Origin of the sequence: Coleofasciculus sp. G2-EDA-02 (genome assembly GCF_040226375.1) — a bacterium.
Lineage (GTDB): Bacteria > Cyanobacteriota > Cyanobacteriia > Cyanobacteriales > Coleofasciculaceae > Coleofasciculus.
Window position 1 is genome coordinate 63790 of the sequence record NZ_JAVKEW010000179.1, and the last position, 25344, is coordinate 89133.

Genomic DNA, 25344 nt, shown 5'->3' on the forward strand with positions numbered 1-25344 from the left:
GGCAAAATTTCAGGGGTGGGGATTAGTTCCTAACTAAACCGTTGTGCTAAGAGTGCCATAAATATGGCAGGAATTGATCTGTCAATTTTCGGGAATTCAGGCGTAATCGGGTGATTTTAGCTAGAACAGGTGGATGTTTATAACCAAAAAACATCATCGGCTCTCTTCGGTTATCAATAAAACAAAATTCAACCTTAATTCAACTGAGGTTGTATGAGTCGCCAATGATTAATTCCTTTGCTAGAGTGGCGACAGGGTGCAGGGCAAACATCAATCGGTCAAACGAACTCCGGTAATGAAATTAATAGTCCCTGATTCTCAACGATTCGGCTTTCTTAAGCCGCTGCTATGGATTAATTTGCTTAGTATTGGATCACTTATCGTTTTTTGGACGCTAGGATTACTTGAAATTAAACCCGCTCAGGCAACTCTATCTGACTCAGAGGTTGCCAATCAGCAAGATATTGGAGGAGAAAAATCATCAGATGATTTCACATTATCTCTGAATCAAGCAAAGCGCTCGCATCAACGGGTGTTTGAACTGAGCCAACGCCCAGATAAGACTCCCGTCTATACCCACAGGGTTGGCAACGTCTCAGGGTTAGATGCTTCTCCCTCGATGAACCTGAATCCTACACCTTCAGTCATAGCGTTTGAAGCCAATGCTAAAGCTGGTAAAAAAGAAACACTTGACCAAACCGCTCCAGCGAGACACGATGAGCAACAGAGTCAGGAAAATAGTCCCGCCCCCATCGATATAGAGGAAGCAGAAAGTAGCACGTATCTCAGGACTATTGCTTCCCCCATCCCCAATCTTCCGATTCAAGCCAGTATATCGACTCAGTCGGGTTTATCAGAACTGGCTCTAAATTCTTCCCACCAAACCTTGATCATTCAGGAAGAGTTTCTGACTCCCAAACTTTCCTCTAATCAGAATTGTCAAGATAAAACCACCTGTAACCCCACACTTGCCCTCGAAACCTCTGTCAGGTTCAGAGATAACTTTGACTTGAAGGTGGCGCAGCTTCCTACCCTCTTACAAAATTCATCTCCCTTACCTGTACCGACGAATACTATTCCTCTAGGTTCTACAGGCTCTAACTCAGGCTCAGGGCAGCTCCCCGCTTTTCCCTCTATCATTTCACCCACTCCGCAACCCCAGGGAGCTAATCCCTACAACCAAACATGGGGACAGCCCTCTTCCTTTAACCAAACACCTAATGTTATCCCTATGTCCGGTACTGGAGCGGCTATGGGCATCAATTCCTACAACCCCACCTGGGGACAATCCCTTTCGGTGACTCAAATGCCCAACGTTATCCCTATGCCCGGTACTGGAGCGGCTATGGGCATCAATTCCTACAACCCCACCTGGGGACAATCCTCTTCCTTTGCCCCAACTCCAAACTTTATACCTGCGTCAACTCTGGGCTTTCCTGGGGGAGCCAATCCTTACAATCCAGTATGGGGACAAGTTCCTTATCTGCCTCAAGCTGTCATTCTAGTACCTGTACAAACCATGGGAATGCCAATCGGGGGCAGCATCTATAATCCAGGATGGGGACAAGTTCCCTATATGCCTCAAACCCTAATCCTGGTGCCAATACAATCCATGGGAATCCCAATGGGAGCAAATCCTTATAACCCTGGAGGCGGGCAGTTTGCTTACATCCCCCAAACGCCGCAAGTTTGGTCAATGCCACCCACTCAAACTCCAGTTGGGTTTAATAGCTATAACCCAGGTGCAGGGCAGTTTTATTCCTTCCCCCAAAACCAAGCTCCCTTACCTCCATCAGTTAACCCAAATTCCCCAAGTTTTAACGGCTATAATCCAGGTGTCGGGCAGTTTTATTCCTTTCCCCAAAACCAAGCTCCCTTACCCGCACCAGTTAACGTAAACTCCCAAAGTTTTAACGGCTATAATCCAGGTGTCGGGCAGTTTTCTTATCTACCGCAAAACCAAATTCCCTTGCCTGCACCGGTTAATTCAAATCCCCAAAGTTTTAATGGCTATAATCCAGGTGTCGGGCAGTTTTCTTATCTACCGCAAAACCAAGTTTCCTTGCCAGCACCGATTAATTCAAATTCCCCAAGTTTTAATGGCTATAATCCCAGTGCAGGACAGTTTTATTCCCTGCCACAAACTCAAGCGGCGTTACCCCAAACGGTTAATCCCAACTCAAACGGGTTGAACGGGAATAATTCCTTGGCACAGTCTCCTTTTGTGTCACCCAATCCAGTCGTTGTACCCGGTACTCCTAACCCAAACCTGCTCCCTCCAGTGGCGACTCCTCAGTTTGACCAAACCCAGCCCAATCAACCAGCATCTTCCCTGCTACGCAGCACAGCGTTGCGAGATCCCTCCTTACAGTTCCAAGGAACTTATGTGGTACAGGGCGATTCATCGGTAGCGAGGGCGCGGTTGGCTGGAGTCTATCCTCTAACTCCTAGGGCGCTATTTGCTGCCACATTGGATTTAACTAGCGAAGATAGTGGCTTAGCCGATTCTCCCAACCAAGGATTAAACATTAACGAACTTTATTTTGCCACAGCTCCGTTTACCGATTTGCCGAATTTACGCTTTGTTATCGGTCAATTAGACTTAACCTCTTACTTTGATCGCAACAGCTTTGCTAAAGATGGCGTCACCCATTTCTTTAATCCCGTTTTTCAAACAAATCCTGCCCTAAGTGCTACTGGAATTTCCCCTCGCCCCGGCTTCTTGGTCAATTGGACACTGACTGACAATATTGAAGCAAAAGCGGCGGCGTTTTCATCATCGGCAAGTATCGGTGATTTTGCCTTAGATGGATTTGCTGGAGAAATTGGTCTGCGCTATGGCAATGGCATTATTCGCGGTACTTATGCGACTGATCGCGACGGGGGTTCAGAGACAGGATTTAACGAGGTTTTCTCCATCCCACGCGGGGACAATAATTTTGGACTCGAAGAAGATGATCGGGAAGAGGCTTATGGTCTCAATGCTGAATATTTTATTCCAGAGTGGAATATGGGGGTCTTTGGTCGCTATGGTCGGTATATCAACCGCGAAATTGACGAAGCGGCTACGACCTATAGTTTTGGTGTTAGCTTTTTGGATGTATTTACCCAAAATGATCGCCTAGGATTAGGGTATGGTCAAGAATTATCGAATAACGAAGGTGAAGAAGATCCAGATGTTTTAGAGCTATTCTATGATTTCCGATTTTTACCCAATCTTCGTCTGGGATTTACCCTCCAGCAACGCAATAACTTCTCCGAGACGGATGTCGGTGTGCGCTTAAAAACCGAATTCGATGTGATTCCCCGAGGAAATTGAACAGAGCAGGGGGAGCAGGGGGAGCAGGGGGAGCAGGGGGAGCAGGGGGAGCAGGGGGAGATGAGAAAAGATTTTTCCAATGACGAATGACAAATGACGAATGACGAATGACGAATAACAAATGACTAAACTCATTGGATTAGGACTAGCTGGATTAGTGATTAGCGCACCGATGGTTTACACCATACCGGCTGTTCATGCCCAAACGGTACCCACAGAAGTCCGCCAAGCCTTTTCACTGCTGAGTCAAGGACGAGTCCAAGACGCGATCGCAGCATTTGAGGCAGCGGTACGGCGCTATCCTGATTCCTTGGATGCAAAGTTAGGTCTAGCGATCGCTCATCGACGACAAGGAAATATTGATCAAGCGTGGAATGCCTATCAACGAGTATTGGCGCAAGACCCCACAAATGAACTAGCCTTAAAGTCGGTGGGTCTATTTGGTACTTATCGATCGGAATGGCAGGTTCAGGGGATTGAAGCACTCACGACATTGCTGAATCTCAATCCCAACGATATCGAAGCCCGGGCTTTGCGAGCCCAACTCTACGGCTTTCAGCAACGATTTGCCGAAGCCTTGGCAGACTATCAAATTGTTCTACAAGGAAATCCCACACCGGATATTCTTCTCGGAGCCGCCGAAACCTTTACCAATAGCGGTGATTCGCAACGGGGATTGGAACTGTTTAACCGCTATCTGATGACAGGGGGACAAATTACCGGGTATCCTGCTGTTGCTTACGCCCGCGCCTTACAAGAAACCGGGAATCCGGCGGCGGCTGTCCAGATTCTGGAAGGACAACTGCGATCGCCCCAACTCCTCTCTGATCCGCAGTTAGCCATCTTCACCCGAGCCGCCTTATCCCAAGCCTATCTTGCCAATCAGCAGCCAACTGAAGCGTTAAATGTCTTAACCCCCCTACAAGGAAATCCCAATGCTACCTTACCCTTAGCACGAGCCTTAAATGAAATTCGCAATCAAACGGGTAACCAAGCCCTAACCCAACAAGTCGCGAATTTGTATCGTCAGGCGCTGGATCAAACCCCCAATCCCGAACCCAAACTCTTGCGGGAAATTGCTGATATATTTAGTGGATTCCCCAACGAACGGCAAACCGCCCTAAATCTCTATCGGCAATTATTAAGCTTACAACCCAATGACCGCACCCTCTTAGTCAAGCAAGTGGCGTTGGAACGGGAACTGGGTTTAATTTCCGAAGCTGAACTCAAAGCCCGTCTATTGAGCGCCCTGCAACCGCTACCCGCCGATCCCAATGAACGCCAACTCATCGCCCAAGCCTTAGCCGGGATTGAACCCCCAGGACCGGAATTATTACCCATTTACACCAGTCTCCTCCAATCCGGTGTCAATGCTCCCTTCTTAAATTTCCGCATCGCCCAGATTTTGCTGGATAACAATAACCTACCAGGAGCAAGACAGGCTTTAGCGGCTTATGCAGCAACCCCCGCAGGTGCTGAAGACGTAGCCCCACAGTTGTTAGCCGCAGAAATTGAGCGTCGTGAAGGCAACTTAGAAGCCAGCGCCCAGCGCTACCAAGCCTTAATTGCCAGTAATCCTTCAGAACGGGATATTCTCAACGGGGCGATACGGGGGCTAGCGAATATTCGGCTGCAACAAAATCGTCCCACGGAAGCCCTAGCCGTATTTGACCAGTTAATTGCCCGCAATCCCCAGGAGACGACATTACAACTAGCGCGTGCCAACCTAGCATACCAGGCGGATCTGATTTCTGAGTCCCAAGCCCAAGGGGTTCTCAACTATTGGTTACAGACTCAACCCGCCACCAATGCGCCTTCGGAGTTATTTACTCTGGTGGGAGCATTACCCCCGTCTCCCCAACGGGAGGCACTCTATAACAGACTACTTCAGATTGATCCGACGAACCTGCCTGTGCAAATCCGAGCGATTCAGCTTATCGCTCAACGCAGTCCCGAACAAGCCCGGGTTAGGGTAGCGCAACTGGTAGCGCGAGATCCTACGAACATCCGCAACTACTTCTTACAAGGGCAAATTGGTCAAGCCATCGATGATTTAGAACTAGCAGAACAAGCTTATGAGTTAATTTTATCGGCGCAACCTGATAATCAAGAGGCATTATCAGCACTAGCTGGCGTTCGATTTCAACAACGACGATTGGATGAAGCCAGCAATCTTTATTCCCAAGCCTTGGCACTTGAACCCAATGATCAAGGGATTCGTCAGGCGATGATTAGTCTCAAACGGGTTCAAGACTATCAACTTGAAGCCTTAGCGGATTTGGAAGCGATACAAGTCGAGCAACTTCAACAAGGAGGAACCCTAAATCCAGAATTATCAAATCAAATGCAACAAATTCAGGAAGACTTTTTACAACGACGAGGATTTCAACCCCCGTGGGAACGGTTTTGAATGTGTAGGGGCGGGTTTTACTGATAACGTTTCGACTCAAACCACTAATGTAACTAAACCCGCCCCGTCTAAATTACGAATGATGAATTATGACTTACTTTATAAATAACGAATGACCAAGGACAAATGACAAATGACAAATAACAAATGACAAAGGACAAAGGACAAATCCTAAATTTAGGGGGAAAGTTGCCAAGGGTTCTTAAAAGCTGGGTTCGTAGTAGGCACTTTAGTGCCAGAAGCGCTAAAGCGCTTACTACAAGCGCTATGTTACTGCTGTTGAATCTCACCAGTTGTGTGTCCATAAAATTCTCCGAACCCGAACAGCCGGAAGCGTCTGTATCCCCTTCCCCACCCACAGCAACGGCTTCCCCGGTTGCTGATTTTCCAACTTTATCCCCATCGACCGCTATTCAGGATATACTCGAACAAAGCTGGGTCATCTACAGACAACAATTTATTCAAGAAGACGGGCGAGTGATCGACTACGAAGCCAGCGATCGCTCTACCTCAGAAGGACAAGCCTACGCTATGCTCAGGGCTGTATTGATTAATGACCCAAGCACATTTGCCCTCACCTTAAACTGGGCAGAAGAGAACCTGCATCGACTCTCAAAAACAGGCGAACTCGAAGACAATCTTTGGGTTTGGCTGTGGGGTCAGGACGATGAGGGAAATTGGGGCGCCATTGATCGAAATTTTGCCAGCGATGCTGATATTGATGCGATTACAGCATTAATTTGGGCATACCGCCGCTGGAATCGCCCGGAGTACCTAGAGTTAGCGCGAATCAAGTTGCGCGATTTGTGGGACTATTCCACCATCGCAGGACCTGATGGGAAGCGTTATCTGCTTCCTGGACCAAAGGAAGCCTTTGTCCCGTCGCCATCGACGATTTATCTTAATCCTTCCTATCTCGCCCCTTATGCGTTTCGCCTGTTTGCTCAGGTTGATCCCGAACGAGACTGGCTGAGTTTAGTAGACAGTAGCTACTACGTCTTAGAGAACTCCTCTCAAGTTTCGGCGGTTGGGTTACCTAGTGATTGGATTGCTCTGGATTTCAAAACCAATCAATTCCAGTCCATACCCTCACAAAGCAAACTGAAAAGCGTCTATAGCTTTGATGCGTACCGCGTCTGGTGGCGAGTCGCTTGGGATGCCGAATGGTTCCAATCGACCGAAGCCCTGAATTATCTGAAAACAGCAACTCAATATCTTCAAGACCAATGGCAATCGACCTCTCGCTTGCCTGCTCGAATTAATCTAGATGGAGAATCTTTGGTCAAATACGATGCAACCTCCCAATATGCCATGCTTTACCCAGCTATGCGCTTAATTAACCCCGCTATAGCTGAGCAAATACTGGAGGGTAAACTTCTACCGCAATACAATCAGGGAATTTGGGATGATGAATCTGCCTATTATACCCAAAACTTAGCCTGGATAGCACTTATATCACCCGACCTGGTTAAAAATTCTCAGTTTTTTCAACCCCAGCCGCAGTTTTCCAGGAAATCGATAAAGCAATGATACAGAGGCCGATAAGGTCTGTCAAGGCTTTAAACCGTTGAGAATTGATTCGTAACCCCGAATAATCCCATCTTAAATCAGGGTGGCATCCAGTCGAATACCGATTCAGAGGGCTAGAAAAATGTCACCACCGTTTCTACAAATAACCAGGTTAAGTCAACCTGTTACTCGTTGGACTGAAGCGGGAATGCTATCTACAGACAATCCTAATTTTGGCGGGTTCCGTGAATAAATGATGTCCCTTGCCATCGTTTATGGGAGTCCGTTTGGCAAAAGTCGTTTGGGTAGAGCAATAGCCAAACCCAACCGACTAAATTGGCTCGTTTAAACATCCCCGAATTCCAGCTATCTGGAATCCCATAATTCAGTCCCCAAGCAATAGTAACTGGGCATTTCCATCAACCGTAAGAGTTCTCCTATGAAACGCCTGTTTCGCCACTTCCAATCTCCAACTCCTTCAAGCCATCGCGGACGTCAACACTCCAACCGTGTATCTAATGGAACACGACTCGGATTGTTGCTTCTGTGTAGCGTTCTAGTCGTCGGACTGGTGCTCACTACCAACTTTGCCGTCGCTCAAAGCGACAGCAGCCTGCAAGAGCAGGAAGATCAGTTAATTCGCGAATACACCTTACCCGCTGCTCCCGAGAAGACGCCCGTTTACAAACCGCTCCCGGCGTCCCCCCCGCAAAAATCCACATCGCCAACGCGCAAGCGAACAACGCCTGCACCCAGTCAACCGCCACCTCAGAACCAGCCCACTCGCTCGGCGCCAGCATCAAGCGCACCAGCGCGTCGCTCTCCGGCGTCATCCCCAAGGGAAGAGGAACCGGCACCCGCGCGTCGTTCTCCAGCGCCATCCCCGGCTGAGCGCGAGGAAGAAACGGCGGATGCTGAACCCTTACCAACTGGGGAGTACATCCTCCAATTCAATCGCTCACCCATCGTGGGTAATCGCTTCCGCTTCCGAGGGGTATATTCCGAAGCTCGACTCGGCTTTACCCGTCCCCGAGGCTGGGAAATCCAAGGGGCTAAAGCCCTGATTCGTTTCCAACATTCACCCGCCCTGATTGCCAAGGACTCCAATCTCACGGTACAAATTAATGGCGCGAGTGTGGGTTCAGTCCCCCTTAACCGTCAACAATCGGAAGTTGGCAGCGTACTCTTCAATATCCGACCCCAACTGATTCAGGACTATAACGAACTGGTAATTGTCGCCCGACAAAGTAATGACGAAGAATGTAGCAATCCGGGTGACCCCACGCTTTGGACAGAAGTGTTACCCGATTCAGAGTTACAGTTGGAATATCAGCCCCAACCGATTCCGCTCAACTTTAGCCGCTATCCCTATCCCTTCTTTGACGACCTCAGTTTAGATACCAATCGCATTGCTTATCTCCTCCCCAAGGTTAACGATACCTGGTTAACTGCCGCGTCTCGCTTTCAAGCCGGGTTAGGCAGAATGGCTGAATTCCGTCCCATTGACACGGAAATCATCAACGATTTGGAGGATGTGGAGTGGGGTCAACGGTTGGTCGTCATTGGTACACCCGCGGATCAACCGGTGTTAGCGGATTTGGATTTGCCCTTTAGCATCAGTGGCGACCAAATTTTAGATGGGAACCAAGTCCCTTTACCCGGTGACGTGGGTATCTTGATGATGACCACGACTTTAGACGGAGCCGTTCCCGTTTTAGTCGTGACCGGAAATAGCGCCGACGGTGTTGCCAAAGCTGCTCAGTTTTTAGTCCAGCCTGAGAGCCGTAAATTTGGCACAGGTCAAGCCGTATTAGTGGATAATCTCAAAGAGGTAGACACTCCATCACTTCGGAATTGGCCCGGTTATTTACCGGAGAAAAATTCCTTTACCCTCAGCGAAATTAAAACCAAAACCAACGGTGATCCGTTCCAAGACATCACAGTACGCGGGTCAGCTGCACCCCCGATTCTGATTGATTTTCACGCTTTGCCAGATGACCAATTTACGCGGGGGAGTTCCATGACGGTGCGCTATAGCTATGGTCCGCAAATCAATCCCCGTACCTCTGCGGTAGAAGTTTTACTGGATGGGACGTTTATCGGTGGGGCACGGTTGACCTCAGAAGACGGCGCCACCCGAAAAAGCCTGAAAGTGGATCTGCCGCCTCACTTAATCAAACCTGATTCCCAACTGGAAGTGGCATTCCGACTCAATCCCAGAGAACCGGGGGTATGCGGTAACGTCACCGACCAACAATTGACAGGAACCCTCCATGCAGACAGTAGCTTTAACCTAAACCGCCAACAATCGGTGCAACTCCCCGATTTAGAACTGTTGCAGGAAGGCTATCCCTTTGCGGCACCTCAGGATTTGTCCAGAACCGCGATTGTTGTGCCGGATTCCCCTAGTAATACGGATTTGCTGACGCTGTTATCCTTTAGCGAACGTCTGGGACGACTCAGTAAGGCGGATTCGGTCAACTTAGATGCCTATACAACGACGACGTTGCCTGCTGAAGTACGCGAGGGACACCATTTGGTGGGAATTGGTACAAGAGAGCAATTTCCCTTTCCAGAGGTGTTTGATGGCAGTGGCTTCCGCTTGCAGGATGCTTTTTCTCGCCAGTGGAATCAAGGCCGCATTCAAGCCTTACCAGATAACGAAGGCATGATTAAGCAAATCATGTCGCCAGATAACAAAGAACGGGTGTTGTTGGCGCTAACCGCACAGACGGCGGATGGGTTAGAACGAGTGCGGCAGGTGATTAGCAAAGATCCTTGGTTCTTTCAACTCCAGGAAGATACAGTCCTGATTAGCAGCAATCAGCAAGACGCAACTAGCTATGACCCTGATGCCTACACATTGGAATTCTTAGAACGTGCGCCTTCAACTCGTCGCGTTGAAAATACGGGACTTTTGAGTAAGGCGTCTCGCTTTATTCAAGATAACTGGTTCTTTTTACCGGCTGGCATTTTTGTCATCGCGCTGCTGCTGTATGGAATTTCTCAGTTCTATCTCAAGCGGCTTAGCGATCAAAAGAGTCATTAGGGATTAGTCATTTGTCCTTTGTCATTTGTCAGGGTTAGCCTTTTGTCACCTAACACCTAACACCTACCGTACTATTCACAAACCCACACCGTTGCTATGTCCTCGTCATCGTCTAAATTCCAGCGATTTCGTCCCCAACGCCCTTTTGCTACAGACTGGCTAGTTGATGTTCTGCCTGGGTTTTTTGACCGCTCGCTGGCACGAATTGGCTTGAGCCATTTGAAATGGCTGGTTCTGTTTCTTCTGGTGATCTCGATTCCGCTGATTATTACCCCACTCAAGGTTTGGCAACAGGGTGTTGTTGCTTTTTTACTTTTAGCGATCGGGCAAGTGGTTGTGCGGGCGGAAAACCGCGTTTCTGACAAACAAATTAGTGAGTATTACCACTTATTTTTAGTGTGGTTGAGTTTAGTGACCACATCTCGGTATCTTTACTATCGCCTCAACTACACTCTCAATTTTGATGCCTTTCTCAATGGCTTATTTTGTGTGCTGTTGTTGGTGGCTGAACTGTATGCCATCCTGACGCTAGTTCTGGCGTATTTTCAAACCCTGCATATTCAAGACCGTGAACCTGTAGATTTGTCGGCATATCCTCAAGACCAGTGGCCCAAGGTGGATATCTATATTCCTACCTACAACGAAGATGTGGAAATTGTCCGCAAAACGGCAATAGGAGCCATCGCAATTGACTATCCAGCCGACAAAAAACATGTGTATGTTTTGGATGATGGTCGAGCCGAAAAATATAAAGCTCGTCGCGAGAAGTTGCGGAAAATGTGTGAAGAAGTTGGCTGCACCATGATGACGCGGGATAATAACGAACATGCCAAGGCGGGGAATATTAATACCGCGTTTCGCCGCACGAAGGGGGATTTGGTGATGATTCTTGACTGTGACCATATTCCGCTGCGAGATTTTCTCAAACATACCGCCGGCTTCTTTTTTGATCCAAAAGTGGCATTTGTCCAAACACCTCACTGGTTTTTTAATCCTGATCCTTTTGAACGGAACTTGCGTACAGATGGCAGGATTCCGGTTGGTAATGAACTTTTTTATAAGGTACTTCAAAAAGGGAATGACTTTTGGAATGCAGCTTTTTTCTGTGGTTCAGCAGCGGTAATTCGCAAAGAATATGCCCTACAGATTGGTGGGATTGCCACGGAGACGGTGACTGAAGATTGTCACACGGCATTCCGATTGCATTCTTTGGGATACAAGTCGATTTACTACGACAAAATTATGATTGCGGGTCTCGCCCCGGAGAACTTTTCCTCTTATGTGGGTCAGCAAGTCCGGTGGGCGCGAGGGATGGCGCAGATTTTGCGGATTGAAAATCCAGTGTTCAACCGTAAGCTAAATTTGACAATTCCACAGCGGATTTGTTATTTCAGTGCTACGTCTCACTTCTTCTACGGCTATCCCCGACTCATTTATGCGATCGCGCCTACCCTATTCTTATTGTTTGGACTTAACCCAATTCAGGGTTTGGGATTAGAAACTTTGGCCTATGCGTTTCCTCATATCCTTCTGTCCCTCAATGCTAACTACATTACCTATAAGCATGTACGCTTTTCGTTCTGGAATGAAATCTTTGAATTTGTCATGGCATTCCAAGCCGGCTATGTCACTCTGATGGCGCTGATAAATCCTAATCTAGGTGAATTTAACGTCACAGACAAAGACATGACCCTGATCAAACGGGAATTTAGCTTCTCCAACTTTGATTGGCAGTCTGTACGGGGTTTGTTAGGAGTAACGGCTCTTGTCGTATTGGGGTTAGGGTCAGTTCCCTTTTGGTTAATCCTGCGTCCGGAGGATGCAGAGGCTGTTTTGGTTAACGCCTTATGGTGTATCTTTAACATGGTTTTATTAATGGCAGCTTTACTTGTTGCCTTTGAACAACCGCAAGAACGCACCGCCCACCGCTTACGGCGACGTCTGGGGGCAACGATTTACAGCTATGACCAAAGTTGGAGTGGCGTGAGTCTGGATGTTTCGGAAACGGGAACTCGCATGATCCTAGAGGTCAAAGGTCAACCGAATTTACCCGATGAAATTGAAGTTGAATTGGTGGGTGATTATGGGGCGAGGGTGATTATGGAGGCTCAGATTGTGGTGGCAAAGTCTATCAATGATCATCAAATGGAATTGGCGGTTAAGTTTATTAATGTCACCCAAGCACAGCGAGATAATTTAACCTTAGTGACGTATTCTGACGTGAAAGAATGGTATTCGCAAACACGGGAATATGTGGATAAACCGTTGCAGTCTTTAGGATTTTTGGCTACAGGTCTTTTCCGTGCATTCCAAGAATTTAAAGTGGAAAAAGGGAGTGCCAAAGTCCGCAAGCGGGTTCAAGCCTCAGCTCAACTGTTTTGGGAAGGAGACTTTTATTTGGCAACTGTGACAGCAATTGGTACGGGAAGCTTGCAGTTGGAATTGGATGATTCTATCACATCGAATGCCAAATTACTTCAACCCAATAACTTAAATAAAATGCAGCAAGAAAAACCCTTAGTTGGTTTGCTTTTAAGTCAAGATCCCCTAAGCCAATCGCGGGAGCGATTTTTAACCCAAATCCTCTCATTAGAAATCCTGGTTCCTGGTGATAGCAGTAGTTCTGCGCCTAAGAAAATTGCTCTAGAGTTAAGTTTTCCTGAGCAATTTAAGGATCGGCAGGCGGCTAAAGTGAAGGAGCTAGTTAGAGTATTGCATTGATGATAGCCCTTAGTTTTCATGGTATGTGGCGCAACGATGAGAGTAGAGACGTTGCATGCAACGTCTCTACTTTTCGGTTGCACAAAAGATGTGACTCGCGCCCGCCCCGACGCAGGTTTCTAGAACTTAAATACTGCTAACTAAAGCGCTGAAGTGGGAACGTTAACATCGTAACCCACCTTATGGGACGAAGAGGTCAAACCAATGGTCATTTTTTGGTAAGTTCTGCCCTCTTAGTCTAAATTCCAGTAAGTAGATGGGAACAATTAATTGAACTGTATTGATTCCCACCCCATCTGGAGTCAAGACAGCATCTGTCCAATCCGATGAGCCAGTGCAGCTACATTGTTCCCTTACCGACTTACCAACTGTTGAATCACAGAGGTTTGCTGCTCAATCACCGTCGTCTGCTTCTGAGACAGAGCAATCAAAGATGTAATTGACTCTTGTTGCACCTCATGCATCGTTTGCATTTCTTTAATCTGTTCTTTAAGCTCCTGGATTACTTCCTTGAGTTCCTGAAGTTGAAAAAAAACTTCTTCTGTGGGTTCCATACCTTAACCAATTACCGCTTTAGCTTTATCAACATATTTAGAAAAAACATCCCAACCGTTATAGCCGCCATTCACCAATTTTCTGACTTTGCGCCAATCTCCCACCTTTGCGGCAGTGGCGACTCCTCTATCTTTGAAGTAACAAGCTAGTATCTTAGCAGAAATTGTCGATTTGCAGGAACTGCCAGCCCTCAATTTTCATATTTTCCGCTGTATTACGGAATTGTTTGTATTTTTCTCCATGAGAAAAAAATTCTTCAACGGCGGCTGAAATGGCTACGGCTTGACTCAAGCCGAACGCTGACCATCCGACAATTTCCTTGATCTTAGGATTAGTGCTGTTGAATCCCACCATGGCAGGGACGATAACACCACCGATAATCGTCAGTAGCCTCAGCGAGTGATGGCGATCGCGTTCCTTTGTTGCCCGTCCTTCCAACCACAGCACTTGATCTAGCCATCGGGATTTCATAAACTCCTTTTTCAAGGGGGGTAAGTCAGTTTCATCGATTAATTTACCCAGGTGGTTCCTAAGATATTGACTATAAGAGTTCTTTTTTGCCACGTTCTATACCTATACCAACGCTTATTCCCACCTTATCTGGAGTCAATTTATTCCGGCAATACAACTGGCGGGAAAGAAAGCATCTGCCCAATCATAGGAGCCAGTGCCGCTGCACCTTTACTCATATCAATAGCGTGCAAAAGTCCCGATGCTACTAAATCTATAGCTCGCTCATCCGCTACCTCTCCCCTGCAACGCGGCTGCCAATTTATCCGCCGTTCGTCCACTCCCGGCTAAGACAATCGCAGGTCGCTTGGCTTTCACACTTTGCGCCACATCCTGCCAGGTAATCTCGCCGCCATTCACAACAATCGTAACCGAGGGTAAACCTTTTGCTAAATAACTACCAATCTGAGATAACCAGGGTGATTCATCTCCCCAATTGCTGCCTGGAACTAATACAAAGTGCGTGTGATTGGGCTCTAGCATCGCCGCATCAGCATTCACACTCTTAACACCAGGCAGGATAACCGTACCAATGGCGGCGACACCAATTAAGGGGAATGTTGCACGAATTATTGTCCGCGCTTGACCAATAAATTGCATAATTCCCGCATCCGTACCCCCATCCACAACTGCCATTCCCAGTTGTTCAGCCAGAGGCGCAATCACTTCGATAAAAAGATGTCGCAAGTCATTTTTGTCAGACTCACTAATCTTACTCGCCCCACCCACCAGGGCTAGGGTAGGGCGTGGTTGCTCAAAACCGAGCTGGTGCAATGCCGCCTTCAAGGCAGTAAAACTGTGGACTTGAACAACATGGGCTATGAGGTTATTGTTAAAGGTCAAAGTATTGGTGTTTTCCATTTAACTAAATCTAGGGAGAAAATATTTCAACCATCAGTTTAACCGTGCCGCGAGGGCAATGGTCTGAGGATTAAGCCATGTCAATCATGATGATCAATAAGGATGGGTTACTCCAGTGAACTTGGCAACCCTACCTTCACGGCTTTTCCCTCTATTTATTACTCCCGGTTGTTTGCTTATTTCACAAACAAGTTGCACTCATTTTTTCAATTAATTAATATCCGTCCCGGTGGGGCGGCGATGAGTGTTTTCTCCATACTTGCGATCACCACCGCCAAAAATGTGGCGATCGCACTCAGGATTAGCACCACTAAGCTAACATTTAGTTTATAGGAATCACACCTTGACAGAGTAAAGAGAATATGTTTCGGAGGGCGGGTTTAGTCAAGTTATCAGTTTTTGCCCAACGTTATCAGTAAAACCCGCCCCTACAAAAATTGCCTGTGTCGCACCAATTGTGCCGCTAATTGAATCGCTGCTTTCATGCTTGTAGCATTGGCAATTCCCTGACCTGCAATATCATAAGCCGTACCGTGATCCGGAGATGTTCGCACAAAAGGTAGACCAATCGTTGTGTTAACCGCACGGTCAAATGCCATGAGTTTAACTGGAATTAAGCCTTGGTCATGGTAAAGTGCCAAATAAGCATCGGGTAGATTAGGAATTTCTGGATTATCGTACCAGGCTTGACCCGCTTTGACCCAAAGGGTATCGGGTGGTACGGGTCCATCCAATTGCAGCTGAGGACGTTGCTGTCGTTCCTGTTCTAGCCAGGGAATCAACCAGTCTTTTTCTTCATTTCCTAGCTGTCCCTGTTCGCCACTGTGGGGATTTAACCCAGAAATGGCAATGCGCGGGGTTTCTACACCAAAATCCAAGCGTAAGCACTCCACCAGTAAATCCAGTTTAGACCTCATCAAGTCTGGGGTTAAGGTATGGGGGACTTGATGCAAGGGAATATGGGTTGTCGCTAAGAGTGTTCGCAATAGCCACCCGGTATGAGGCGATCGCGCCACGAATACCATACCGAATCGCTGCACACCAGCAGATTCTGCCAGGACTTCGGTTTGACCCGGATACTCATGTCCGGCGGCTTTCCAGAATGACTTGGCAATTGGCGCGGTGACAATCCCCTGAAACTCACCCGCTAAGGTTTGCGCGATCGCACTCTTGAGGTAAGCAAAACTCGCACCACCACTCACCGCATTTCCTAACCCCGGAGTAATTTGATCTTCTCTTGAGGTGTCTAGGGGAATATCTAAAATTGATAGGGTATCCGGTTCAGCTAGAGGCGTGGTTGGGTGCAACTGTTGCCGTAGTTGATTATACGCCGCCTGTAACAAACAGCGACTGCCAATGACAGTTATTTCAGCATCCTGAGTAATCTCCTCATCCGCCAACGCCTTGAGTACCACCTCTGGACCTATTCCAGCCGGATCACCCAAGGTGAGTGCTAAGCGGGGACGCCCTAGGGGTTGACGCATCGGTTGTGTAAACAAATGTTTCTCAGTTTTCATTTTGGATTTGAACCCAATCACGATAATCTTAAACTTAGAGCCTGCTAAAGCGATCGCAAGAGGAGATAAGACATGAGCGCTGAAATTTTTAATGCTGCCGTACTATCCTTTACCCTAATTCTCGTGGGTATGGGTTTGGGCTTTTTGTTACTCAAAATCCAAGGCGGCGAAGGGTAACCTGATGGGGAAGCTGGGGGAGCTTGTCGAGACATCACTCCCCAAAAACCAGCTTCCCTCTAAGGTCGCCAAGGGTCACGCACCATGCCCTTGAAGGTCGTGAAGGGTCAAAACTTCTCTATATTTGAGCATCATTGAAGCCTTTCTGATAGAATCTTATAGAAACGTTAAGTTTACAGGCAAAAAGTTTATAAATGAACTTGTTGGTCGTCGGTGCAACAGGCACTTTAGGAAGACAGGTGGTTCGTCGGGCGCTGGATCAGGGTCATCAGGTACGCTGTATGGTTCGCAGCCCTAGGAAAGCCACGTTTTTAAAAGAATGGGGAGCCGAAGTGGTTCAAGGGGATCTGTGTGAACCACAGACGTTACCACCTGCTCTTGAAGGCATAACTGCCATTATAGATGCAGCAACCTCTAGACCAACAGGACCTCTAACCATTAAACAGGTAGACTGGGATGGCAAAGTGGCGCTGATTCAAGCGGCTGTGGCGGCGGGAGTGGAACGCTTTGTCTTTTTCTCAATTCTCAATTGTGAAAAATTTCCCCGTGTGCCGCTGATGGAGATTAAGCGGTGTACTGAAGTATTTCTGGCGGAATCGGGATTGAACTACACTATCTTGCAACCCGCCGGCTTTATGCAAGGACTGATTATGCAGTATGCTGTGCCAATTTTAGAAGGACAAGCGGTTTGGATTACGGGGGAAGCGGCGCCCACCGGTTATATGGATACTCAGGATATTGCTAAATTTGCGGTTCGCGCTCTTGAGGTTCCGGAAACAGTAAATAAAACCTTTCCAGTTGTGGGAACACGGGCGTGGCGAGCTGATGAGATTATAAATCTATGTGAGCGCTTGTCTGGTAAGGATGCCAGAATTGCCCGACTCCCGCTTAATTTCTTGCGAGCAATGCGCCAGATTACCCGATTTTTCCAGTGGGGTTGGAATATCGCAGATCGATTGGCATTCACGGAGGTGATAGCCACGGGGAAACCGATGACAGCTTCAATGGATGAGGTTTATCCGGTTTTTGGTCTTGATCCGAAAGAAATAACCACCTTGGAAGCATACCTGCAAGAGTACTTTAGCCGAATTATGAAGAAGCTTAGGGAAATTGATTACGAGAAGAGCAAAGCGAAGAAGAAGAAGAAGAAGACGCCGATGAAAAAACCTTAAGTTCTGATGGGTGATGGGGCTGACTTTTCATGGGATCGGTAAAACCTCTCTGGAAAACCTCTATCCATCCCCCCTAGCCCCCATCCCCCCTAGCCCCCATCCCCCCTAGCCCCCATCCCCCCTAGCCCCCATCCCCCCTAGCCCCCCTTTGAAAGGGGGGTATAAAGGGGGGTATAAAGGGGGGTATAACGGGGGGTTAGAGAGAGAAGGCTTTGAATTCTCTCCCTCTCCCAGATGTAACTCGCACCCGCCCTGAGTGAATGTAAACGTTTTAATTGGCACAGATTGTCGCTTTTTGGTGTAAGCTTTCTCGTCAAGGGGGTCTAAGTTGAGCGAGCAAGTCTTATCCAAATGGCTACAACGAAGATAATTATGTATGACACGGACTGGTGAATGTGGGCAAAGCAGGGATTATCTATAACGACTATAAACCTGTAGCTTGTCGGGTAGCACAGGAGCTACAAGAGCAGCTAATGGCTACAGGTTGGGACGTGTATATGGCAACGGGTGTTGGCGGACTTTTAGGCTATTCCCGTCCCGATTCTCCAGTGTGTCATACACCCATAGATAAGCTGGCGGCGCCTGGATTTGATGAAACGATGGCGTTTGCGATCGTTCTGGGCGGAGACGGTACAGTGATGGCGGCGTTTCGTCAAGTGGCGCCCTTTGGGATTCCGTTGCTGGCGATTAATACCGGTCACATGGGATTCCTCACCGAGGCTTACCTAAATCAACTTCCCCAGGCGATGGAACAGGTGATGGCGGGGGAGTATGAGATTGAAGAACGAACCATGCTGTTGGTGCGGGTGGTGCGGGATGAATGTATGTGGTGGGAAGCCCTGTGTTTGAATGAGATGGTATTACACCGGGAACCTTTGACCTGTATGTGCCATTTTGAGGTGCAAATTGGGCGTCATTCTCCTGTGGATATTGCTGCAGATGGGGTGATTATTTCGACTCCGACGGGTTCAACGGCTTATTCCCTGAGTGCGGGGGGAACGGTTGTAACTCCTGGGGTGCCGGTGTTGCAGTTGATGCCGATATGTCCTCATTCTTTGGCGTCGAGAGCGTTAGTGTTTGCGGATACGGAACAGGTGAAGGTGTTTCCGGCGACGCCGAATCAGTTGGTGATGGTGGTGGATGGGAATGCGGGCTGTTATGTGTTACCGGAGGATCACGTACAGGTTGAGCGATCGCGCTATTCGGCTCGATTTATTCGCTTGCAACCGCCTGAGTTTTTCCGGGTGTTGCGTGAGAAGTTGGGGTGGGGATTACCTCATATTGCTAAACCGACATCGGTGGAGTTACCTTAGTTTGTGCTTTGGGATAAGTTCATTTTCTTGGCTTGATGCGACTACCAGTAGGTGTTTTTTTCGAGGAGTCAAAATTTGAGGCTGTATTCCTTACTGGGTCAGGGATACAGCCTTTTTCGCAGATCAGGAGGCGGTCGCCATGGCTGAAAGGCTTATTCAGAAAGGATTTGAGGCGTTTTTGTGGTAGAGGGGTTGTCAAAACCGAGGGCTGAAATGCTATATTTAGAGGAGGTAGTCGCCATTGAACCTTGAAAACTAAATACAGCAAGCGTTTCAGAGGTCGGCAGGTCAAAATCCTCTATAATCCCTATCAGGGATTGAAATCTGGGTTCCACTCGCGCCATCGATAGTAGCGATAGGTCAAAATCCTCTATAATCCCTATCAGGGATTGAAACTTCCCAGTCGTAGCGGTAGCCGTAAACCTGGCATCAGGGTCAAACTCCTCTATAATCCCTATCAGGGATTGAAACAGAAACACCCATTTAAGTAAGGGCTTGGTTACCAAGCCCCTACAATTGCCGACAATTGGCGAAATCCTCTATAACTCCCATCAGCGATAACCAAAACCGAATACCATGTCCCCACTACTTGACAAAACAACCGATCAACGCATTGTTCATCAGGGAACCTGGGAACAGTTTAAGTGTATTCAAACGGGTTTTGATGGTTCTTCTGGAGTGCGCCTCTGTTATTATGAAGGGATGATCGAGATTCTCATGCCGGGGCAAGATCATGAAACATTTGCTCGTATTATTAGTTACTTAATCACAACGTTTCTGGTTGAACAGGGAATCTTTTTCAAGCCTACAGGGGCAATGACTCAGGAAAAACCCGGCGTTGTTTCCGCCCAAGCTGACGAGTCTTTTTGTATCGGAAGTGTCAAGCTGATTCCGGATTTGTCAATTGAAGTCGTTTTCACCAGTGGAGATACCAGTAAATTAGAACGCTATCAAGCTTTGGGCGTTCCAGAGGTTTGGTTTTGGCAAGATGGATTACTGAAGCTTTATCATCTTGGAGATGGTGGCTATCAACCCATTGAACGCAGCCAGCTATCTGGATTGAGTGAACTTGATATTGACTGGCTGAGACGGTGTATTTTGATGGCGGAAACTGATGCAGGCGAAGCGATTCGGGCATTTCGACGCGGGATTTAGCGCCTAGAGTTTGGCTAGTCGGTGGGCAATGCCCACCCTACTATTCAATCGCCTGTTGTAGCATAGCTTTGTTGAGTGCAGGGGATCGCATAAGATAGATTTTCTATTTTATCGGGTAACGGTTTCTGGAATCAATATAGTGGCATAGAATTCCCCAAAACATTAGTGGATCATGTTTTTCCCAGTTTCTTTGATATTCATACTGAATTAGTTGCCGATTCTCGCAGTAAGTTTATTGGCTGTGTTGGGGACATAAATTTTCGGATTATGGGGGAAGTTAACTCGGAGACAATTCAGCAAATTAATGCTTTAGCTGATTTTGCTCTCTATTCTGGTATGGGGCGGAAAACAACGATGGGAATTGGGATGGAGAGGGGCTGGGGGAGAGGTCAAAACTTTCAATTGATTTACCACACAGTCGTCTGAAGACGACTTAAGCTTTGAGCCAGGGATTTGAATCCCTGGCTGGCTAACGCGAGTAGTGCAATTTTAAATAACCATTTTCCTGTGCGAATCCGATAAAATTTGAATCCCTGGCTGGCTAACTGAGTTAAAGGGCTCGCATCCCTGACTACAAACCCAACGAATCCAATTCCCGGTAATCCGGTAATGTCGTATCAATCGCCATCCCATCGCGAATCACCACGCGATCGCACTGAGTACGTGATAACAATTCACTATAACTGCGCCCCTTAAACCAAACCAAATTCGCCGCCAAACCCACACCAATCCGCCCCACATTCCCCAACCCCATCAAATCCGCCGCCGTTTTCGTCACCATCGCCGGAGACTCTCCATACAACATATCCAAATGAGCAATCCTCACCCCTTGACTAAACACCTCCAAAACATCATGATCTCCAAACCCAAAAAACGGATCACGACAATTATCACTCGCTAACGTCACCCCAATCCCAGACTCCTGTAACTCCTGAATCACCGTCACCCCACGCCAACGCGGTGTTCTCCCCAACTTCCGATCCTGTAAATACAGATTCGACAACGGTAAACTCACCACCCCAATCCCCGCCTCCTTCACCAGCGTCAACGTCTCCGCCACCACCTCCGGCGACTGCACCGCCAAACTACAACAATGTCCACAAACCACCTGTCGCCCAAACTGACAACCCAACGCCGCCTCCGCCACCTTCCTTAAACAAATCGACTCCGGATCATCCGTCTCATCCGTATGAAAATCCAGCGCCAAATCCCGTTCCTGCGCCATCCGAAACACCTGATCCAACTGCGCCTCTAAATCAGGATTCATATACGCCACGCCCCCCAAAACACCCCCCAATTCCGCCACCAAATCCGCCAACCTTACCCCTTCCGGCGTCAAATAATAATCCAGCGACACCAACGCCACCGCCTGCAAAACCAACCGATTCGCCCACTCCTGCTGCAACTGCTTAAACACCCCAAAACTAATCCCCGCCTGTTCCCCAAACGCATCAATATGAGTCCGAATCGCCTGAGTACCATGGGCGTAACTACACCTCAACCCAAACTCCATCCGGCGATAAACATCCTCAGCTTGCCAATACCGCAAACTATCCTGTTTCACCCTATCCAACGCACTATCAAACGTTCCATCCGGATTCGGCGTGCGTTGCCAAATATGCCCCTTATCCAGATGAGTATGCAAATCCACAAACCCCGCCCAAACCTGTCCCCCCTGCACATCCACCACCGCCGCATCTCCCACCGGCACAGAATTCGCCCGAACCACCTGCGCCACCTTCCCCTCAGCCACTTGAATATCCACCAAACACAACCCCTCAGGCGTTTTACTCTCCAAAATCGACGCATCCTCAACCTGTAACATTGAGATTGGCACACGAGCATTTTTCAGCCAATAGCACGTTTCTGATGGAATCACACTCATCAACTTTCCCCCTCAAAGCACCTAAAATATTATATCCTCGTCCGTAGTTTGTAGTTTGTAGTAAGGGCTTTAGCCTATCCAATGATCACAATATCAACACCACCTTATCAATAAAACCAATTTCTACAGAAAAAGGGCATATTTTGTTGATCAGTTATTGGTTAATATAAAGCAAATTCTGTCCTTCGTTTATTGGTAAAATATGGCAGATTTTTTGTTCACTTATCGGTGAAGTATGGCGAGTTTTTTGTTCGTTTATTGGTAAAATATGGCAGATTTTCTTGTTCACTTATCGGTGAAGTATGGCGAGTTTTTTGTTCATTTATTGGTAAAATATGGCAGATTTTTTTGTTCACTTATCGGTGAGGTATGGCGAGTTTTTTGTTCATTTATTGGTAAAATATGGCAGATTTTCTTGTTCACTTATCGGTGAGGCAGGGCGGGTTTCGTTGTTCAGTTAGTTCTAACTAGCCAAATTTAGTCCCTAAACCCGCCCCTACATTATCTAACCCTCCTACAATTATTCCCAAACCCATCTACCGATTCCCCATGACGATCAAAAACCCCCTAATCCTTTGGACATCCCTCAGCCTAAACCTACTCTTTATCATCCTCTTCAGTATCCTAATCATTCGCAGAGGCGGCATTCCCTATCTCGTCCGTAAACTCCCCTTTCCTCAACAAGTCGAACAAACCGTAAAAATCGCCCGTCGTCGCAACACCTATCAATCAACCTATCACCATATCCGGAAACAGATGTTTGAACAACTCCCCAACTCCGAAACAGAAATTATCTTCATCGGCGATAGTCTCACCGATCAAGGCGAATGGGCAGAACTCCTGGGAAACACCAATATCCGCAATCGCGGCATATCTGGAGACACCACCGACGGCGTACTCAATCGCCTCGATGAAATCACCGCATCCCAACCCAAAAAACTCTTTCTGATGATTGGTGCTAATGACTTATGGAATGAACAAAAACTCGCCACCGAAATCGCCCAAACCTATCGACTTATCCTGGAGAAAATTCAACAGCAAACCCCAGAAACTCAAGTCTTTATTCAAAGCCTCTTACCCATGAACACTCTCCAATATCCCATCAGCGTCAACAACTCAGATATTATCGCCGTCAATCGCCACCTGCAAAACCTAGCCAGCGAATTTTCCCACACCTACATTGATTTACATCAACATTTTACCAACGATCAGAAACAATTAGACCCCCTATACACCGTTGACGGTGTGCATTTAAACGGCAAAGGATACCTAAACTGGGCTAAAATTGTTAATCCTTACGTCAACGAATAAGTACCTGAACAGAGGAACTAATCACAGAGACAATTCTAAATGAATAACCAAGCTACACTCTATTTCTTTTGTGGAAAAATGGCAGCTGGAAAATCCACATTAGCCAAACAACTAGCCAATAACCATGATGCCATTCTGCTAATTGAAGATGACCTACTGTCCCAACTATATCCCGAAGAAATTATTGATATACCTAGTTATATTAAATATTCTTGGCGTCTCAAAACCGCCATTTCCGCTCACATCTGTACTCTTTTATTAAATGGCATCTCAGTTGTTCTAGATTTTCCCGCCAATACCCAAAATCAACGTCAGTGGTTTCGTCAGCTTATCGAGAGAACTAATGCTACGCACGAGCTTCATTTTATCGATGCAACCAACGAACTATGTAAACAACAGCTAAAGAAACGGAGCCAGAATAAACCAGACGGAGCAGCATTTACCAGCGATGCCGAATTTGAGGCAATAACAAAATACTTTCAGGCTCCTGTAGAAGCAGAAGGATTCAATATCATCAGGTATGAACGCGGCTAATTATTACACGATCAAAAATTATCCACTTTGCTAAGTTAACTAAGTTGGGAATAACCGATAAAATAGGTCAACCTCCAAAAGGTAGATTTCAGTATGATTTCTCTCCTACTTACCCAGCCAATCAAAAATCTATCCTGCGAGTCATGATTTCATTGCCTGATAGTTTCTACTATTGAGATAGGTTTAATTCCTGAAAAAATTAACCCCTTACCGAATTAACAAAGGTTTATATGCGAATTTTCACACCAAAACTCCTCACAGGTACAATGCTAAGTGTCGTACTTTGTGCCATTGCTGGGACTCCTGCGATCGCACGTCCCCTGAGTGAAGGTCAACTCACCCCCAATACCACCGAAGCTGAATCCGTGCAACCGGAACAAGGAGAAGTTGTCCGGCTTGTCTCTAATTTTGCCACGATTGAAATGAACAATGGCGAAACCAAAACAATTCCCGTTGCCCGTTGGAAACTAGATCAATTAGAACCCGGAACCAACGTATGGGTGGCTTATGGTCGAATTGTCGCCATTGATTCTCAGGATAAACGCCTCAACAACAACATCCTAGCTCAAGCTGATTATGCTACAGCGATGCAAGGTCGAGTTGCCAATATCACCGGTAGCATCGCCAGGGTTAAATTGAGAAATGGGGACACGGTAAACATCGGTTTATCCAGAGCCCAACTCGGACAAATTCGTCCTGGAACTCAAGTCATGGTCAACGATAGAAGCATCGTTGATATGAATTCCATGAGTAACAATCGGATGAAACCCGACATGATGAGGATGGGAGCCGGCGCCCCCAGGGAAGGTCGAGTTGCCAGTATCACCGGTAATATCGCTAGTATTGAATTAGAAAATGGGGACACGGTAAACATCGGTTTATCCAGAGTTCAACGCGGACAAATTATTCCCGGAACTCAAGTGATGATCAACGATGGGCGCATCGTCGAGATGAATCCCATGAGTAACAATCGGATGAAACCCGACATGATGAGGATGGGAGTCGGCGCCTCCATGCAAGGTCGAGTTGTCAGTATCACCGGTAATATCGCTAGTATTGAATTAGAAAATGGGGATACGGTAAACATCGGTTTATCCAGAGCTCAACTCGGACAAATTATTCCCGGCACTCAAGTGATGGTCAACGATGGACGCATCATGGAAATCGAGTCGATGTCTCAGTAGTTGTTGAGGGAAGAGGGAACAAGGAACAATTTCTGATCGGATTTCTTCCCCTGCTTCCCCTGCTTCCCCTGCTTCCCCTGCTTCCCCTGCTTCCCCTGCTTCCCCTGCTTCCCCTGCTTCCCCTGCTTCCCCTGCTTCCCCTGCTTCCCCTGCTTCCCCTGC

19 protein-coding genes and 1 pseudogene are annotated in these 25344 nt (G+C 47.3%); 14 read left to right on the plus strand and 6 right to left on the minus strand.

The annotated features are described in order from the left end of the window. The first annotated feature begins 295 nt into the window (after positions 1-295). The 5 genes from RLO19_RS21590 to RLO19_RS21610 all read left to right on the plus strand — a co-directional run bounded on the left by RLO19_RS21590 (position 296) and on the right by RLO19_RS21610 (position 13008). The gene (locus RLO19_RS21590; protein WP_446359480.1) at positions 296-3319 is read left to right on the plus strand and encodes a hypothetical protein; all 3024 of its coding nucleotides are present in this window, start codon (positions 296-298) and stop codon (positions 3317-3319) included. Positions 3320-3440: 121 nt separating this feature from the next. Then, positions 3441-5729, plus strand: coding sequence for a tetratricopeptide repeat protein (locus tag RLO19_RS21595; protein ID WP_446359481.1), 2289 nt, complete (start codon positions 3441-3443; stop codon positions 5727-5729). Positions 5730-5876: 147 nt separating this feature from the next. Beyond that, positions 5877-7259 carry a glycosyl hydrolase family 8 gene (locus RLO19_RS21600; protein ID WP_446359482.1) on the plus strand — a complete coding sequence of 461 codons (1383 nt, stop codon included), beginning with the start codon at positions 5877-5879 and terminating at the stop codon, positions 7257-7259. A 418-nt stretch (positions 7260-7677) separates the two neighbouring features. Continuing rightward, the gene (locus tag RLO19_RS21605; RefSeq protein WP_446359483.1) at positions 7678-10287 is read left to right on the plus strand and encodes a cellulose biosynthesis cyclic di-GMP-binding regulatory protein BcsB; all 2610 of its coding nucleotides are present in this window, start codon (positions 7678-7680) and stop codon (positions 10285-10287) included. A 96-nt stretch (positions 10288-10383) separates the two neighbouring features. After that, positions 10384-13008, plus strand: coding sequence for a glycosyltransferase family 2 protein (locus RLO19_RS21610; protein ID WP_446359484.1), 2625 nt, complete (start codon positions 10384-10386; stop codon positions 13006-13008). Positions 13009-13361: 353 nt separating this feature from the next. Here RLO19_RS21610 and RLO19_RS21615 read toward each other — a convergent pair whose 3' ends face one another. The 3 genes from RLO19_RS21615 to RLO19_RS21625 all read right to left on the minus strand — a co-directional run bounded on the left by RLO19_RS21615 (position 13362) and on the right by RLO19_RS21625 (position 14934). After that, positions 13362-13562 carry a hypothetical protein gene (locus RLO19_RS21615; protein WP_446359485.1) on the minus strand — a complete coding sequence of 67 codons (201 nt, stop codon included), beginning with the start codon at positions 13560-13562 and terminating at the stop codon, positions 13362-13364. 154 nt (positions 13563-13716) lie between these two features. Beyond that, a complete protein-coding gene (locus tag RLO19_RS21620) occupies positions 13717-14127 on the minus strand; it encodes a DUF4231 domain-containing protein (RefSeq protein ID WP_446359486.1) in 411 nt (136 codons plus the stop codon). Between the two features lie 171 nt (positions 14128-14298). Continuing rightward, positions 14299-14934 (minus strand): hypothetical protein, encoded by a 636-nt coding sequence (locus RLO19_RS21625; protein WP_446359487.1) that lies wholly within the window; start codon positions 14932-14934, stop codon positions 14299-14301. Positions 14935-15036: 102 nt separating this feature from the next. Between RLO19_RS21625 and RLO19_RS21630 the strand changes: the two genes are divergently transcribed. After that, positions 15037-15267, plus strand: a complete 231-nt coding sequence (locus tag RLO19_RS21630; RefSeq protein WP_446359488.1) for a hypothetical protein — start codon at positions 15037-15039, stop codon at positions 15265-15267. A 95-nt stretch (positions 15268-15362) separates the two neighbouring features. On the opposite strand, the gene pdxA is transcribed toward RLO19_RS21630, so the two are convergent. After that, the gene (gene pdxA, locus RLO19_RS21635; protein ID WP_446359489.1) at positions 15363-16451 is read right to left on the minus strand and encodes a 4-hydroxythreonine-4-phosphate dehydrogenase PdxA; all 1089 of its coding nucleotides are present in this window, start codon (positions 16449-16451) and stop codon (positions 15363-15365) included. A gap of 72 nt (positions 16452-16523) precedes the next feature. Here pdxA and petM point away from each other — a divergent pair, with 72 nt between their 5' ends. From petM to RLO19_RS21650, 3 genes are all read left to right on the plus strand, one after another. Next, on the plus strand, positions 16524-16628 hold the full coding sequence (petM, locus tag RLO19_RS21640) for a cytochrome b6-f complex subunit PetM (protein ID WP_446339326.1): 105 nt from the start codon (positions 16524-16526) through the stop codon (positions 16626-16628). A 194-nt stretch (positions 16629-16822) separates the two neighbouring features. Continuing rightward, complete coding sequence (locus tag RLO19_RS21645; protein ID WP_446359490.1) at positions 16823-17800, plus strand: SDR family oxidoreductase; 978 nt, start codon at positions 16823-16825, stop codon at positions 17798-17800. A 395-nt stretch (positions 17801-18195) separates the two neighbouring features. Then, on the plus strand, positions 18196-19113 hold the full coding sequence (locus RLO19_RS21650; protein ID WP_446359500.1) for an NAD(+) kinase: 918 nt from the start codon (positions 18196-18198) through the stop codon (positions 19111-19113). A gap of 152 nt (positions 19114-19265) precedes the next feature. Here RLO19_RS21650 and RLO19_RS21655 read toward each other — a convergent pair whose 3' ends face one another. Then, on the minus strand, positions 19266-19619 hold the full coding sequence (locus RLO19_RS21655; RefSeq protein ID WP_446359491.1) for a hypothetical protein: 354 nt from the start codon (positions 19617-19619) through the stop codon (positions 19266-19268). A gap of 70 nt (positions 19620-19689) precedes the next feature. Between RLO19_RS21655 and RLO19_RS21660 the strand changes: the two genes are divergently transcribed. Further along, positions 19690-20268, plus strand: coding sequence for a Uma2 family endonuclease (locus RLO19_RS21660; RefSeq protein WP_446359492.1), 579 nt, complete (start codon positions 19690-19692; stop codon positions 20266-20268). A 126-nt stretch (positions 20269-20394) separates the two neighbouring features. Next, positions 20395-20694, plus strand: a pseudogene (gene cas6, locus RLO19_RS21665) (CRISPR system precrRNA processing endoribonuclease RAMP protein Cas6); the annotation flags it as partial. A 145-nt stretch (positions 20695-20839) separates the two neighbouring features. Here the strand turns inward: cas6 and RLO19_RS21670 are convergent. Next, on the minus strand, positions 20840-22153 hold the full coding sequence (locus RLO19_RS21670) for a cytosine deaminase (protein WP_446359493.1): 1314 nt from the start codon (positions 22151-22153) through the stop codon (positions 20840-20842). Between the two features lie 549 nt (positions 22154-22702). Here RLO19_RS21670 and RLO19_RS21675 point away from each other — a divergent pair. The 3 genes from RLO19_RS21675 (at position 22703) to RLO19_RS21685 (ending at position 25182) form a co-directional block, all read left to right on the plus strand. Beyond that, entirely contained in the window at positions 22703-23464 is a 762-nt protein-coding gene (locus RLO19_RS21675) for a GDSL-type esterase/lipase family protein (protein WP_446359494.1), read from the plus strand. Between the two features lie 39 nt (positions 23465-23503). Continuing rightward, positions 23504-23998, plus strand: a complete 495-nt coding sequence (locus tag RLO19_RS21680) for an AAA family ATPase (protein ID WP_446359495.1) — start codon at positions 23504-23506, stop codon at positions 23996-23998. Between the two features lie 230 nt (positions 23999-24228). Then, positions 24229-25182, plus strand: coding sequence for a hypothetical protein (locus tag RLO19_RS21685; protein ID WP_446359496.1), 954 nt, complete (start codon positions 24229-24231; stop codon positions 25180-25182). Positions 25183-25344 lie beyond the last annotated feature (162 nt).